The following is a 13,180-nucleotide window of genomic DNA, read 5'->3' as shown; positions in this document are numbered from 1 at the left end:
TAAAATGTGTTATATTTGCTCATTAGAAAAAATTTAGCAAGTGAAGTTCAGTAAAGAATTAAAAGCTGGTGTGATCGCACTTTTGGCTATTGTAGGCTTTGTGGTGTTGTTTCAATTCATGAAGGGCAGAAGTCTTTTTACTACCGATAATATATTTTACGCAAAATACGACAATGTAGAAGGGCTGGCTCAGTCGTCTGCAGTTTCCATCAACGGTCTCAAAGTAGGACAGGTCGATAAGATCATTCCTAAGACGGCAAAAGACGGAAAAATTAGTTTTGTAGTAAAAATTACGGTGGATGACAAGTTCGAGTTTTCCAAAAATTCAACTCTAGAAATCTTTGAACCAGGCCTTATGTCCGGAAAAGAAATGAGGGTAAACCTTATGTATGGCGGGCAGACTGCAAAAGACGGTGATACCCTACAAGGGACTTTCAAATTGGGAACTTTGGGAAGTCTTTCTTCTCAGGTAGGTCCGGTGAAAGATCAGCTGCAAACAGTATTACATCGTGTAGACTCTCTAATGGCTAATGCCAATCTATTGGTTGACGGGCAGAACAGAGCTGAAATCAAAGCATTGCTTTCGAATCTTAATAAGACGGTAAGCGCCTTACAGACTACAGCAGGAAGTGTAAATACCTTGGTAGGACATAATGATCCCAAACTTCAGAAAGTACTTGATGATGCAAGCGTTACCATGCAGAGTGGAAAAGTGACTTTGGATAAATACGGAAATCTTGCAGAAAGCATCGATACTAAAAAACTGAATGCAGCCATATCCAATTTAGATGCTACTGTAGGGAAACTTAATCAGGTCATTGCAGGCGTTGATAGCGGACAGGGAAGCTTAGGGAAGCTAATGAAGGATGAGCAACTTTACAATAATCTGAATTCTGCATCTACAAACCTGAATTCATTGATTGAAGATATGAAAGCGAACCCTAAGAGATATATTAATTTCTCGGTTTTCGGTAAGAACAATAAAGACTAATCACCTTATGCAGTACATCGATAACATTATTTTTCTGATCTTATTAGTTGCTGGATTTGGGCTATTTGCAAAAAGCCTGCTCAAGATTTACAGAAATATCAAGCTGGGAAGAGAGATCAACAGAAGCGACAAAAAAGCCGAGCGCTGGGAAACCATGGCCAGAGTGGCGATGGGCCAGAGCAAAATGGTGAAGCGTCCTGTAGCAGGTATTCTCCACCTCTTTGTATACGTTGGTTTTGTTATTATCAATATCGAATTGATAGAGATTATTGTAGACGGAATCTTTGGAACCCACAGATTTTTAGCTTCCATTTTTGGACACGGTTTCTATAATTTCTTTACGGCGACATTGGAAGTACTGGCTCTTTTAGTAATCATTGGAGTGGTTATTTTCTTTATCAGAAGAAACTTCTATGGCGTGAAAAGGCTTACCATGAAAGAACTTTTTGGCTGGCCTAAAAATGATGCTAACTGGATTCTGATCATAGAGTTTGCTCTGATGATGGCGTTCTTTAGCATGAATTCTGCGGATTATGTTCTGCAGATGAGAGGTGTTCTTGCGGAACATGGAAGTTTTCCGATCAGCGAAATGACATTGGTCCCGTTTTTAGAAGTTTTCAGCTTTGATAACGGATTTCTAATGTTTGTTGAAAAAGGAGCCTGGTGGTTCCACTTTGTAGGGATCCTTTTCTTCATGAACTATCTTTATTACTCAAAACACCTTCATATTATTCTGGCATTTCCAAGCACTTGGTTTGCGAATCTTGATAAAAAAGGAAAATTCAATAATCTTGACTCTGTAACCAAAGAAATCAAGCTGATGATGGATCCTAACGCTGACCCGTACGCCGCACCGGCCGAAGGAGAAGCAGCAGATGTTCCGTCCAAGTTTGGAGCAGAAGATATATTTGACCTGAATCAGGTACAATTACTCAACGCCTATTCCTGTACAGAATGCGGAAGATGTACTTCGGTATGTCCTGCTAACATTACAGGGAAAAAGCTTTCTCCAAGACTGATCCTGATGAAAACAAGAGACAGGCTGGAAGAAGTAGGTAGAAATATAGACAAAAACGGAAAATTCGAAGACGACGGTAAGAAGCTTCTGAATGATTATATTACAAAAGAAGAACTTTGGGCATGTACAACATGTAACGCCTGTACAGAGGCATGTCCGGTATTGCTGGATCCGCTTTCTATTATTTTCGAAATGAGAAGATTCCTTGTAATGGAGCAGTCCGCTGCACCTCAGGAGCTAAATCTGATGATGACAAATGTAGAAAACAATGCTGCTCCTTGGCAGTATAATCAGGCTGACCGTCTGAACTGGGCAAACGATAATTAATGTAAAATAATGTAACAATGTAGCAATTCATTGGTAAACTGGTACATTGGTATATTCGTAAATTTGAAAAAATGGATTTCAATATAAAAACAATGGCAGAATATGCTGCCGAAGGAAAATCCCCGGAAGTTTTATTTTGGGTGGGATGTGCCGGAAGTTTTGACGACCGTGCGAAAAAAATCACCAAAGCCTTTTGTAAAATTCTTAATAAAATAGGAGTTGAATTCGCTGTTCTCGGACAGGAAGAAAGCTGTACCGGAGATCCCGCGAAAAGAGCAGGAAACGAATTTGTCTTCCAGATGATGGCCCTTACCAATATTGAGGTCCTGAATGCGTACGAAGTTAAAAAGATCGTTACCGCCTGCCCTCACTGTTTCAATACCCTTAAAAATGAATATCCGAGCCTTGGAGGACACTACGAAGTGGTTCACCATACTCAGTTCCTTAAGACATTAATGGAAGAAGGAAGACTGAAGATCGAAGGAGGAGCTTTTAAAGGAAAAAAGATAACTTTCCATGATCCTTGCTACCTGGGAAGAGCCAACAACGAATATGAGGCTCCGAGGATTCTTCTTGAAAAACTGGATGCCGAACTTGTAGAAATGAAGCGTTGCAAAACCAACGGTTTATGCTGTGGAGCAGGAGGTGCACAGATGTTTAAAGAACCTGAAAAAGGGAACAAAGACATCAATATTGAAAGAACGGAAGAAGCTTTGTCTTTCCAGCCTAAAGTCATTGCGACAGGATGTCCGTTCTGTAATACCATGATGACAGATGGTGTAAAACACTTTAACAAAAACGAAGAAGTAGTTGTAAAGGATATTGTAGAACTTCTTGCTGAAGCAGAAGATTTATAAGAAATCTATTAAAGATATGTAAAAACTCAGGCTCAGGCTTGGGTTTTTCTTGATTATAAACTCAGGAATATTTCTTAATTTTATACTTTAAAACCGACAGGATATGAAAATTGAAGAATCTAGTATAGTAGAAACCAACGACTACAGAGTCATTATATACCCCGCATCGAGACCATTTGAAACCAAAGAAGCTAAAGTGATCACTGAAAAACTGTTCGATTTCCTTGCTACCTGGGCAGCACACGGAAAACCGCTTGCTTCCTCCTTTAAAATTGAGAAAAATCAATTTATCGTGGTATGTGTAGACGAGGAGAAAGAAATGGCTTCAGGATGCAGTATTGATGCCCTAGGGAAGATCATGCGCGAGATCGACGGAGAATATCAACTGGGACTTTTCGACAGAATGAAGGCCAGCTTTGTAGAGAATGGAGAAATTAAGACTCTGAAACTTCAGGACTTCAAAAATAAAATCAGAAGCGGAGAATTATCAAAAGAAATAGAAGTATTCGATTTTTCCAAAAATACCTATCTGGACTTTTTAAGTCACTTTCTTCTTCCATTAGAGAAAAGCTGGGCAGCAGGGATTGCTTAGCCCCATATAAAATACAATCTTCTAGAACTTTAGATTGATGCCTTCAGGGAGTTTTCTGTTAAAAACAGTCTTCGTGAAGTCTTCAATGTAAGGTTCTTTTTGTTTGATAACCTTACAGGGATTTCCTACTGCAATAGAGTTGGAAGGAATATCTTTTGCAACAATAGAGCCGGCTCCGATCACGACATTGTCACCTATTTTTACGCCCGGAAGAATCACAGAATTCGTTCCTACAAAAACATTATTACCTATAGTGATAGGCGGACATTGGTCATGAATGCTGTGGTCATTGTGGTTATGATTGGCAGATATCAGAGACGTTCCCGCTCCGAAACCTACATTGTGTCCTATAATGATCCCGTTATTTGCCTGAATATAAATATTGGGATTATCACCCGGATCACACATAATCCCTTTCTTGATATTCTGGTATCCTCTGATTTCCGAAGTAAAATGAACCGGCCATGGAACTTTCCCATTGATTCTCAGTATTTTTTGTGGAACCAAATAATAGAAAAAGAGTACATGAGGAAGCAGGTAGTCATATTTTTGGCGGTAATACTCCGGATAGAAAAAATTATTAATTCTATGGAAAATCTGGTATTCAATAAATTTTTTAATCGGATTCATTTTTCTTCAGAATAAACATGATGTAAAAGTACAAAAATCCATAACCTATAAACAAGAACATGGAAAAAATACCCACCAGATAGCTGATTCCTTTCTCTTTTCCGATCAGGATAGCGGCAATATTGGCCAGGAAAAGATAAATATTAAAGACCATGGCTACATTATTCCTCTTCAGGATCGTGAGAATATCTGAAATAGGATTGATAAGGCTTCGGGTAAGATATCCAAATGACATCAGGAAAATAAATAAACCAAGATGTTCCCAGTTTTTATTGAAAAACAATTCCAGTATAGGAATTCCAACGACGTTGACGAGGATATACAGCGCAAAAATGATATAAAAATTCATTAAGCTCATTTTCTTGGTATACGCAAAAAGTTCACTTTTGCTCCGGCCTCTGTTGTTAATCTCCGCAGCTCTTGGATAGTAAACCGTTGCAATAGATGAGGAGACCAAAAGAAGTGGAACCGACATGATTTTTACCGATAAAGAATATTCTCCAAGCAATGAATCTGCAAAATAAAGGGAGATCAGGATCGGCATAATATTATTTCCTAATGCATTGATCAGTGTGGAAGGGTAAGAGTATTTAAAAAGCTCCGGCCGTTTTTTTGCATTGGCTATGTATCTTTTGAAATCTGGTTTTACATAATATTTTCTGGAGTAATAAATGGCAGCAAGGAAAGCGGCGATATATCCGATCAGGCTGCCGATTACAAGGCCGTTTTCTATCTTAATAAATACAAATACCACCTGAAACAGAAAGCTTATCAGAGAATCTACGATCGTCAGAACGGAAACCAGTTTGAAGAGTTTCTTTTTAGCCAGTAAAAATTTCGCATTGTTGGTAAATAAGTAAATAAAACCGGTAAAAATCCCAAGAAATAAAATGTTTTTAGGAATATCAAAAGGAATAAATACCAACAGGAAAGCCAACATCATAACTGCCCCTGAAATAATGCCGGCCGCACTGAAATTATTGTTCACATCCTCCTCATTTCCCTCGAGCATGATCATATGTTCCTGTGCAAGGCTCAGTACTACGGTAAATATGCTCATGATGCTCAGGTAGATACTGAATATCCCGTATTCAGATGAACCGTAATATTTTGCCAGCAGAAGCCCTCCAATCACCAAAACAAACTTAGAAATAAAGTTCCCTTTAAAGATGGTGGTGATGTGGCTGCTGTTTAATCTTTTGAGTTTGTTTAAAAACATGGTAAAATATTACGAGAACAAATATATAATTATACATTTGCATAAAAAAAATTATTGAAAATTAAGGGAAGATGAAATCTAAGCTCAATCATATTGTCATACTTAAACTTATAGCCGTCCTTTTTTTAACGGTTTCATGCGGAAGCGACGATGAATCTTTACAGAGGATTGATCAGATCATGAACTTCTATATGAAGAACAGTGCCGGACAGGATCTGCTGAACGGTAAAAAGACAGGATCATATACTGCCTATTCAGTGAATGATGCGAATGGATTAGCAGATATTGCTCCAGTATCTGTCCCTCTTAAAATGACAACGGATTCCTTATACTATTTTGAGTATTTGAGAGGAGCAAGAAGGGTGATTTTAGATTCTGTCAGCCCCGAGAATAAAACATACAGATCAAATCTCACTTTTTCGCTTAGCAGAACAGTGAACAATCAGGTGGTTACCGTTACTGATGCTATGGAAATTCGTTACCGCTGGACTCCTTCATTGTTCCAGGTTTCCGAGGTCCGTTACAATGGTCAGGTCGTATTTTCGAAAGCTGCCGATGCACCTAATGCGATAAATACCTTTACTATCATAAAATAATTCTAAATTTGTAAAACTGTTAGCTTAGTATTTAAGTTTAACATCTAATATTTAACATCTAAATAAAATGTTACAAGTCAATTTTTTACGCGACAATAAAGAGCGCGTTTTAGAAGGTCTTCAAAAAAGACAATTCAAGAATCTTGGGTTGGTAGACGATGCTGTCGCTACTGACGACGAAAGAAAAAGAATTCAGTTTGAATTAGATTCCCAACTTGCTGAAATCAACAAAATTTCCAAAGAAATTGGACTTTTGATGAAAGAAGGAAAAAAAGAAGAAGCGGAATCCTCAAAATCTAAAACAGCTCAATACAAAGAATCGAGTAAAGAACTGCAGGCTCAGTTAGATGTAACGGAGAAGGCTTTACTGGATATTTTATACCAGATTCCCAACGTTCCTTTTGATTTAGTTAAAAGCGGATCTTCTGCGGAGGATAACGAAAATATTTACCAGTCTCATGATGTGGAAGGCCTTGGAGAAGGGGCTATTCCTCACTGGGAACTTGCCAAAAAATATAACCTGATCGATTTTGAATTGGGAGTAAAGATTGCCGGTGCCGGTTTCCCTGTTTATTTGGGTAAAGGAGCAAGACTTCAGAGAGCATTGGTTCAATATTTTCTGGATAAAAACGTTGAAAAGGGCTATATGGAAGTTAATCCTCCTCACGTTGTGAATGAAGCTTCAGGATACGGAACGGGACAGCTTCCGGATAAAGAAGGTCAGATGTACCATATCGGTATTGATGATTTGTATCTGATTCCTACGGCAGAAGTTCCTGTAACGAACCTTTATCGTGATGTATTGCTGGAGGAAAAAGACCTTCCGATCAAAAATACAGCTTTCTCTCAGTGCTACAGAAGAGAAGCGGGAAGTTACGGAGCTCATGTAAGAGGTCTTAACCGTCTTCACCAGTTCGAAAAAGTAGAGATCGTAAGACTTGAAAAGCCTGAGAACTCTTATGCTGCATTAGAGGAAATGGTAGAACATATCAAGGAGATCCTTACAGATCTTGAACTTCCGTTCAGAGTATTGAGACTTTGCGGCGGAGATATGGGATTCACTTCAGCAATGACTTATGACTTTGAAGTATGGAGTGCAGCTCAGGAAATGTGGCTGGAAGTAAGCTCTGTATCTAATTTTGAAACCTTTCAGGCAAACCGTCTGAAATGCCGTTTCAAAACAGATGGGAAAGCGCAGTTAGTGCATACCCTAAATGGTTCTGCAATGGCTCTTCCGAGAATTATGGCTGCATTGCTTGAAAACAACCAGACCGAAGAAGGAATCAGAATTCCTAAGAAGATTGCAGAATATGCAAGATTTGATCTGATTAACTAGAATCATATTTTAATAGAAATACATCATCCCCTTTCAGTTTTGGAAGGGGATGATTTTTGTTTGTTACTGGACACTTGAATTATTCTGTAGTGATCACTACTTTTTTATCCTTATTGACCAGGTTTTTACTGTCTAAAAGATCATTGGATCTTACGATGATCTGAATGGTTTTATGATCAATCTGTTTGACGAAATCGTGTTTTCCTGTAATACTTTTAATTGGTTTCTGAAACTTCAGGGTATTGGTAAAGGTAAGATTGAACATTCTGAGCATTCCTGCCATTCCGGAAGCCATTTGTTTTCCGTAAGCTTCAATGGAATCGCTTTTGGTTTGGGGAACTGTTTTTTCTTCTGAATCTTTTTCTTCCAGCATTTTAAGAATACCATCAGAATTGAATTTATCTGTATTAATAGTCAGTGACTGACCATTCCAGACTGCAATATCTTGTAAAGGGATCTTTTTCAGACGCTTGTCGCTGGTTAAAAGTTGAGTGACCTCTGAAGGCATCAGTTTATCATATTTAAGAGAAAGACCTACGATTTCGTTTTTGTCTTTATCCACTTTCATATACACTTTCTTCAGCACCTTCACCGAATCCTCATTAAGTGTTACTTTTCCATGTTTCTGAACATTGTAAAGACTTGTCCAGTCAGTAGGTAGCTTATCAAGCTCGCTCAATTTCTTTGAATCCGGTCCCATCATGCTCATCATGCCCATTACATTTTTATCCATCAGGATATTAGACTGCATACTGGTTGCGGCATCCTTATAATAGGTAGTCTCTGTATTGATAGAGCAGGACTGGAGAAATATCAAAAGAATGGCAGCCCATAAAAACTTCATCTGTGTAATCATTGCTAAATTTTTTACTGTTCTATGATATATTACAAAACAGATACCAACAAAAAGCGGCTGAAACTTCAGCCGGTCATTTTATTCTGTAACGATCACAATTTTTTTGTCTGCATGGTTTAGCTTAGCCTCCTTATCATACATGGCCTTGAGATCGTAATCTATTTTGACGGTATAATTATCGGTTTGTTTCACCCAATCGTGTTTTCCGGTGATAGATTTTATTTTGTTTTCAAATTTCAGGGTGGTTCCGATGCTTTTGAAGAACATCGTGATCATGCCTTCCACCTTTTCAGCTTCATCTTTTGATGCTTTGCTTTTAAGGCTTTCCTCAATATTCTTAAGGTTGAAGTTTTCAGTATTGATCGTTAATGTTTTTCCATCCCAGTCATTGAAAATATTCTGATCAAACGGAAGCTTTTCCTTTTTGTTGTAGCTGCTTAGCATTTGGTAATCTCCCTTGGTAAAGCGCTCCATTTTTAAAGAAAAACCGGCAGGCTCATTATTCTCCTTATTGGTTTTCATGAATATTTTTTTCATGATTCTGATGGAGTCCGGATCTTGGGTCTTCAGTTTTCCTTCCTTCTTCTGTATGTCAAAAATACTTGTCCAGACCGTTGGGAGCTTATCCATGTCTCCGAATTCCTTCTGCTGTTTCAGAGAGTCGGGAGTCATGGCCTTCATTTCGGCTATAAACTGTTTCATGTCAATATCTGTAACAGAAGTAGATGCAGCATCCTTGTGATAGACAATTTCAGAATTAATGATACAGGATTGCAGTACAAAAGCGGCAGCAATCAGTAAGAAGAATATTTTTTTCATGGGTTAGTTAGTTCTATTAATGACAGTTGGTCGAACTGTGGTCGTGTCCTTCAATATGACAGTTGGCGCCGTTATGGTCTTTAGAAATCGTCATTGCTTCAGCTCGGGGAGAGATATAAGGAATTCCGAGTTCTAAACCTCTAAGGATAAATAATCCTCCCAAAATGATCATGATCACCGGAACGGCTTTTAAAACCTTTACTCTGAAAGCCTGATTCATGAGGTTTCCGGCAAGAACTACCGCAAACATGAATGGAAGTGTTCCTAGGCCAAATAAGGCCATATATGAAGCTCCCTGCCACACTCCTCCGCTTGCCAGGCTTGCGGTAAGAGCCATATACACCATTCCGCAGGGTAGAAAGCCGTTTAAAACTCCCGTACTAAACCTTGAACGGTAATCTGCTTTCTGCAGGAGTTTTCCTAAATTTGATTTTACAGAAAACAAAAATTTAGAAAGAAAAGGAATCTTAGAAGCAAAATCCTTTCCTCCAAACGAAAACAAAGCCATAATAATCAATAGTATTCCTGCAATAATCGTCAGATACTGCTGAAATCCTGCCATCTCAAAACCTTCTCCTATAATTCCCAGAACTGCTCCTAATAAAGAGTACGTGAAAATTCTGCCGAATTGGTAGGTCAGATTCTGAAGGTAAAAATTGGTGGCCTGTTTTTTTGTCAATCCCATCGATAAAGCAATAGGGCCGCACATTCCGATACAGTGAAAACCGGAAGCAAATCCCAATGCAATGGCCGATAAAATGAGTCCTATTTCCATATCACATCATAATCCATTCTGTAGTCTGTTTTATCTTTAGTCCACATCAGTCTCAAGGTATAGTTCCCTACTTTCAATACCTGTGCAGGGATCATGAAAGAATGTGAAGCATCAAGATGTACAGGTTTTTTTATGTCTAAATTCTGGTCGTCGGTTCTGTTTAAAACAAATTTTGCCGTAGTATTCGTATTGTCGTATTCTTTTGGGAAAACAATCTTTATTCCGTCTTTTTCCTGACTGTATACAGGTTTTTCCTGTAAATCATCCGCTTTCTTTTTAGCATCAATAACGTCCTGGTATTTAAGCTCCTCTTCGTAATAATTATCGGTTACCATTTCAGAATTCTTCTGCCCGTTCGGGAAAAGAAATAACATGGATAATATAAAAACAATGAATGCAAATAATGCAATTACAACACCGTGTCCCCAACTAAAGTTTTTCATTTCTTCCGGATTTTTTATTTGTTTTTAGGACCTCTGCGATTTTTTAATTACAGAGGTTTTTAAATTAAAATTGCAGTTTGAATGGCCCCTCGAAATACGTCTGATAAGAATCGATAAGTTTACCTTTCATATCATAAACACCGATGGTTATATTCTGTTTGGAAAGCTTCATTTCATCTTCCGGGAAGCTGATATTGATGGTTCCTTTCGAAATTTTGTCTCTATCTACCTGAATCTTGCTGGAAGCACTGTAAATAACCTCACCATGAGCAGGCTCAACAATTTTGATCGTTACGATCTTTTTCTCGTTGGTTTTGTTTAGGAAGGTATAATTGTAGGTATTGGTAATCTTCCCATCTCTTACAAAGAATGTACTTCCTGCCGGTTTAATGAATTTTGCTTCCATCTCCCCTCTGCTATAAAGAAGGAATCCCAAGAATCCCACCAGTAAAACAAGAACAACGGCAAAGCCTTTCATTCTTCCGGTGAATTTGAACTCGGTCTGATTCTCAATTTCATTCTCAGAGGCATATCGTACCAGTCCTTTTGGAAGACCAACTTTTTCCATCACCTCGTCGCAGGCATCAATACACGCGGTACAGTTGACGCATTCCAGCTGCTGTCCGTCTCTGATGTCGATTCCCGTAGGACAAACTACCACACACTGGTGACAGTCGATACAGTCTCCTTTTCCTGCAGCCTTACGGTCTTCCCCTTTTCTCCATTTTGATCTGTTTTCCCCTCTTTTAAAATCGTAGAAAACGTTGATCGTATCTTTATCAATCAAAACACCCTGTAATCTACCGTATGGGCAAACCAATGTACAAACCTGTTCTCTGAACCATGCAAATACAAAATAGAATGCAGAGGTAAACAGCACCATGATGATAAAATTGGTAGGGTGAGCAAAAGGCCCTTCAGATATGATTCTTAATATTTCCTCATACCCAACAATATACATCAGCATAAAGTGAGTGATAATTAAGGAAATAGCAGCATACACCATCCATTTCAAGCTTCTTTTCCAGATTTTCTCGCTGTTCCACTCCTGTCTGTCCAGCTTCATTTGCCTGTTTCGGTCACCTTCAATCAGATATTCAATTTTACGGAAGATAGATTCCATAAAAATTGTCTGAGGACATATCCATCCGCAGAAAATTCTTCCGAACGCAATCGTAAAAATGATAATAAAAATTAAAGATGCAATAGCACCTAAAGTGAGGATAAAAAAGTCTTGTGGATAGAAAGGCTGTCCAATGATGAAAAACTCTCTATCTATAACGTTGAATAAAAAGAAAGGGTTACCATTGATCTTAATGAATGGCACCGTAAAATAAATAATTAATAAAGCATAGCTTACAAGGTTTCTATAGTTGGTGTATTTCCCTTTTGGTTTTCGTGGAAATACCCATCTTCTCTTACCGGATTGCTCCATTGTCCCGATAGAATCTCTGTAAGTCTCAGGGTCCAGAACCTGTCCCTGTCCACCGCGTACTTCTGTTTCTTCTATATCTGACATTTCGTAATATGTTTAAAAAAGAAAAAACATAATTCGTTACTATTTTTTTTAATAACAAATTATGTTTTTTTCATATGATTTAATCTTTTAAAATTATTCTTTTTCCCAATGCGCTTCAGTTCCTTGAGGAGCTGCTCCTCCCTGAGCTGGAGTCACTGGCGATTGTTCCTGATTGATGTGATATACATATGCTGCAATCTTCTCAATCTCTGCTCCTGAAACCTCTCCGTTTTTACCGAAGGCTCTCATCGAAGGGTTAGTAGGCGAACCGTTCCAGTCCATGTGGAAAACATTTTTAAACAACGTTTTCTCCGGCTGGTTGATCCAGAAGTTATCTGTAAGGTTGGGTCCAATACCACCACTACCATCTTCTTTGTGACAAGATGCACAGTTGGTTTTGAATAATTCTTTACCTTCCGCGATATTGTCGGCAGAATATTTTGCAGTTTCTATCGTTACAGGAGGCTGTTCAGCTTCATATTTTGCAATACTTGCCATTTGTTCCTTGTATTCCTGCTCGTATTCGCTCAACGGGTGAGCAAAATCTGTGAAAGAGTAAGCTGCGATATATACAATACAAAAAGCAGTCCCAAAATAGAATAATCCTACCCACCATTTTGGAAGCTGATTATCTAATTCCATAATTCCATCGAAACCGTGGTCAATAAGGATATCCTTTTCTTCCGTTTCAGATTGCTTTTTGAATGCAGCATCATACATTCTTCTCAGGAATGGTACTTTCTTTTCTGCTAAATAAGCTGCTTTTTCTTCCGGAGATAATTTTTTGAATTTGTTGTTTTCAATCAAATCTCCAATAGAGCTGTGGATGTATGCTAAAATAGCACTGATCACTACAGTTCCCCAGAAGTATGGTGAAGCTAGAAACGAGTAGCTCTGTACAAACAAATAATAAAAAACTATTAGAAGTCCAGTTATTATTAAGATGTTTACAACAACAGGTGTTCTTTGTTTCATAATAAATAGTTTAATTTTTTAAATTAAAATCGTCTTCCTCATCATCCCCAAGCGGTGCCTCTTCCTCCTCTTTGTAATATTTTTTAGGCCTGCTAAAAACATAGATTACCAGAGCTACGAAGAATAGCATAAAGAAAATCAGAGCCAGCGTCTGGTAAAGACCAGCGTTTTCTGTATTGGATAATATATCTTTAAAGTTCTGAGGAATCATGTGAACCTTTTAATGT

General features: G+C 38.2%; 15 protein-coding genes. 6 read left to right on the top strand and 9 right to left on the bottom strand.

Annotation, left to right across the window (positions count from 1 at the left end):
- The first annotated feature begins 40 nt into the window (after positions 1-40).
- From NZD88_RS12190 to NZD88_RS12175, 4 genes are all read left to right on the top strand, one after another.
- Positions 41-991: an MlaD family protein gene (locus NZD88_RS12190; RefSeq protein WP_259829442.1), complete on the top strand. Its 951-nt coding sequence runs from the start codon at positions 41-43 to the stop codon at positions 989-991.
- 7 nt (positions 992-998) lie between these two features.
- Positions 999-2,336: a 4Fe-4S dicluster domain-containing protein gene (locus NZD88_RS12185; RefSeq protein WP_259829440.1), complete on the top strand. Its 1,338-nt coding sequence runs from the start codon at positions 999-1,001 to the stop codon at positions 2,334-2,336.
- 71 nt (positions 2,337-2,407) lie between these two features.
- Positions 2,408-3,193 (top strand): (Fe-S)-binding protein, encoded by a 786-nt coding sequence (locus tag NZD88_RS12180; RefSeq protein ID WP_259829438.1) that lies wholly within the window; start codon positions 2,408-2,410, stop codon positions 3,191-3,193.
- A gap of 103 nt (positions 3,194-3,296) precedes the next feature.
- Entirely contained in the window at positions 3,297-3,785 is a 489-nt protein-coding gene (locus tag NZD88_RS12175) for a hypothetical protein (protein ID WP_259829436.1), read from the top strand.
- Between the two features lie 21 nt (positions 3,786-3,806).
- Here the strand turns inward: NZD88_RS12175 and NZD88_RS12170 are convergent, their stop codons facing one another.
- Together NZD88_RS12170 and NZD88_RS12165 are read right to left on the bottom strand one after the other, a co-directional pair.
- On the bottom strand, positions 3,807-4,415 hold the full coding sequence (locus NZD88_RS12170; protein WP_259829435.1) for an acyltransferase: 609 nt from the start codon (positions 4,413-4,415) through the stop codon (positions 3,807-3,809).
- A complete protein-coding gene (locus NZD88_RS12165; protein WP_259829433.1) occupies positions 4,402-5,634 on the bottom strand; it encodes a lipopolysaccharide biosynthesis protein in 1,233 nt (410 codons plus the stop codon). Before NZD88_RS12165 ends, NZD88_RS12170 begins: the two co-directional genes overlap by 14 nt.
- Before the next feature lie 71 nt (positions 5,635-5,705).
- Here NZD88_RS12165 and NZD88_RS12160 point away from each other — a divergent pair, with 71 nt between their 5' ends.
- Both NZD88_RS12160 and serS read left to right on the top strand, forming a co-directional pair.
- Positions 5,706-6,230: a hypothetical protein gene (locus NZD88_RS12160; RefSeq protein WP_259829431.1), complete on the top strand. Its 525-nt coding sequence runs from the start codon at positions 5,706-5,708 to the stop codon at positions 6,228-6,230.
- A gap of 67 nt (positions 6,231-6,297) precedes the next feature.
- Entirely contained in the window at positions 6,298-7,566 is a 1,269-nt protein-coding gene (serS, locus tag NZD88_RS12155) for a serine--tRNA ligase (protein ID WP_259829429.1), read from the top strand.
- 79 nt (positions 7,567-7,645) lie between these two features.
- On the opposite strand, the gene NZD88_RS12150 is transcribed toward serS, so the two are convergent.
- From NZD88_RS12150 to NZD88_RS12120, 7 genes are all read right to left on the bottom strand, one after another.
- Entirely contained in the window at positions 7,646-8,422 is a 777-nt protein-coding gene (locus NZD88_RS12150) for a hypothetical protein (protein ID WP_259829427.1), read from the bottom strand.
- 78 nt (positions 8,423-8,500) lie between these two features.
- On the bottom strand, positions 8,501-9,241 hold the full coding sequence (locus NZD88_RS12145; protein ID WP_259829425.1) for a hypothetical protein: 741 nt from the start codon (positions 9,239-9,241) through the stop codon (positions 8,501-8,503).
- 16 nt (positions 9,242-9,257) lie between these two features.
- The gene (locus NZD88_RS12140) at positions 9,258-10,016 is read right to left on the bottom strand and encodes a sulfite exporter TauE/SafE family protein (protein ID WP_169234142.1); all 759 of its coding nucleotides are present in this window, start codon (positions 10,014-10,016) and stop codon (positions 9,258-9,260) included.
- On the bottom strand, positions 10,007-10,459 hold the full coding sequence (locus NZD88_RS12135; protein ID WP_169234141.1) for a FixH family protein: 453 nt from the start codon (positions 10,457-10,459) through the stop codon (positions 10,007-10,009). Before NZD88_RS12135 ends, NZD88_RS12140 begins: the two co-directional genes overlap by 10 nt.
- Before the next feature lie 64 nt (positions 10,460-10,523).
- Complete coding sequence (ccoG, locus tag NZD88_RS12130; RefSeq protein ID WP_259829421.1) at positions 10,524-11,978, bottom strand: cytochrome c oxidase accessory protein CcoG; 1,455 nt, start codon at positions 11,976-11,978, stop codon at positions 10,524-10,526.
- Positions 11,979-12,071: 93 nt separating this feature from the next.
- Positions 12,072-12,953 carry a cbb3-type cytochrome c oxidase N-terminal domain-containing protein gene (locus NZD88_RS12125; RefSeq protein WP_169234139.1) on the bottom strand — a complete coding sequence of 294 codons (882 nt, stop codon included), beginning with the start codon at positions 12,951-12,953 and terminating at the stop codon, positions 12,072-12,074.
- A 10-nt stretch (positions 12,954-12,963) separates the two neighbouring features.
- Positions 12,964-13,164, bottom strand: coding sequence for a cbb3-type cytochrome oxidase subunit 3 (locus NZD88_RS12120; RefSeq protein ID WP_259829419.1), 201 nt, complete (start codon positions 13,162-13,164; stop codon positions 12,964-12,966).
- Positions 13,165-13,180 lie beyond the last annotated feature (16 nt).

The organism is Chryseobacterium pyrolae (assembly GCF_025153485.1).
Taxonomy (GTDB): domain Bacteria; phylum Bacteroidota; class Bacteroidia; order Flavobacteriales; family Weeksellaceae; genus Chryseobacterium; species Chryseobacterium antibioticum.
This window is presented reverse-complemented; position numbering and strand designations above follow the sequence as displayed.

What these genes read in the sequence shown, in the direction of transcription:
- NZD88_RS12185 (WP_259829440.1), top strand. Translation starts at nt 999, where the DNA reads ATGCAGTACATCGATAACATTATTTTTCTGATCTTATTAGTTGCTGGA.
- NZD88_RS12180 (WP_259829438.1), top strand. Translation starts at nt 2,408, where the DNA reads ATGGATTTCAATATAAAAACAATGGCAGAATATGCTGCCGAAGGAAAA.
- NZD88_RS12175 (WP_259829436.1), top strand. Translation starts at nt 3,297, where the DNA reads ATGAAAATTGAAGAATCTAGTATAGTAGAAACCAACGACTACAGAGTC.
- NZD88_RS12170 (WP_259829435.1), bottom strand. Translation starts at nt 4,415, where the DNA reads ATGAATCCGATTAAAAAATTTATTGAATACCAGATTTTCCATAGAATT.
- NZD88_RS12165 (WP_259829433.1), bottom strand. Translation starts at nt 5,634, where the DNA reads ATGTTTTTAAACAAACTCAAAAGATTAAACAGCAGCCACATCACCACC.
- NZD88_RS12160 (WP_259829431.1), top strand. Translation starts at nt 5,706, where the DNA reads ATGAAATCTAAGCTCAATCATATTGTCATACTTAAACTTATAGCCGTC.
- serS (WP_259829429.1), top strand. Translation starts at nt 6,298, where the DNA reads ATGTTACAAGTCAATTTTTTACGCGACAATAAAGAGCGCGTTTTAGAA.
- NZD88_RS12150 (WP_259829427.1), bottom strand. Translation starts at nt 8,422, where the DNA reads ATGATTACACAGATGAAGTTTTTATGGGCTGCCATTCTTTTGATATTT.
- NZD88_RS12145 (WP_259829425.1), bottom strand. Translation starts at nt 9,241, where the DNA reads ATGAAAAAAATATTCTTCTTACTGATTGCTGCCGCTTTTGTACTGCAA.
- NZD88_RS12140 (WP_169234142.1), bottom strand. Translation starts at nt 10,016, where the DNA reads ATGGAAATAGGACTCATTTTATCGGCCATTGCATTGGGATTTGCTTCC.
- NZD88_RS12135 (WP_169234141.1), bottom strand. Translation starts at nt 10,459, where the DNA reads ATGAAAAACTTTAGTTGGGGACACGGTGTTGTAATTGCATTATTTGCA.
- ccoG (WP_259829421.1), bottom strand. Translation starts at nt 11,978, where the DNA reads ATGTCAGATATAGAAGAAACAGAAGTACGCGGTGGACAGGGACAGGTT.
- NZD88_RS12125 (WP_169234139.1), bottom strand. Translation starts at nt 12,953, where the DNA reads ATGAAACAAAGAACACCTGTTGTTGTAAACATCTTAATAATAACTGGA.
- NZD88_RS12120 (WP_259829419.1), bottom strand. Translation starts at nt 13,164, where the DNA reads ATGATTCCTCAGAACTTTAAAGATATATTATCCAATACAGAAAACGCT.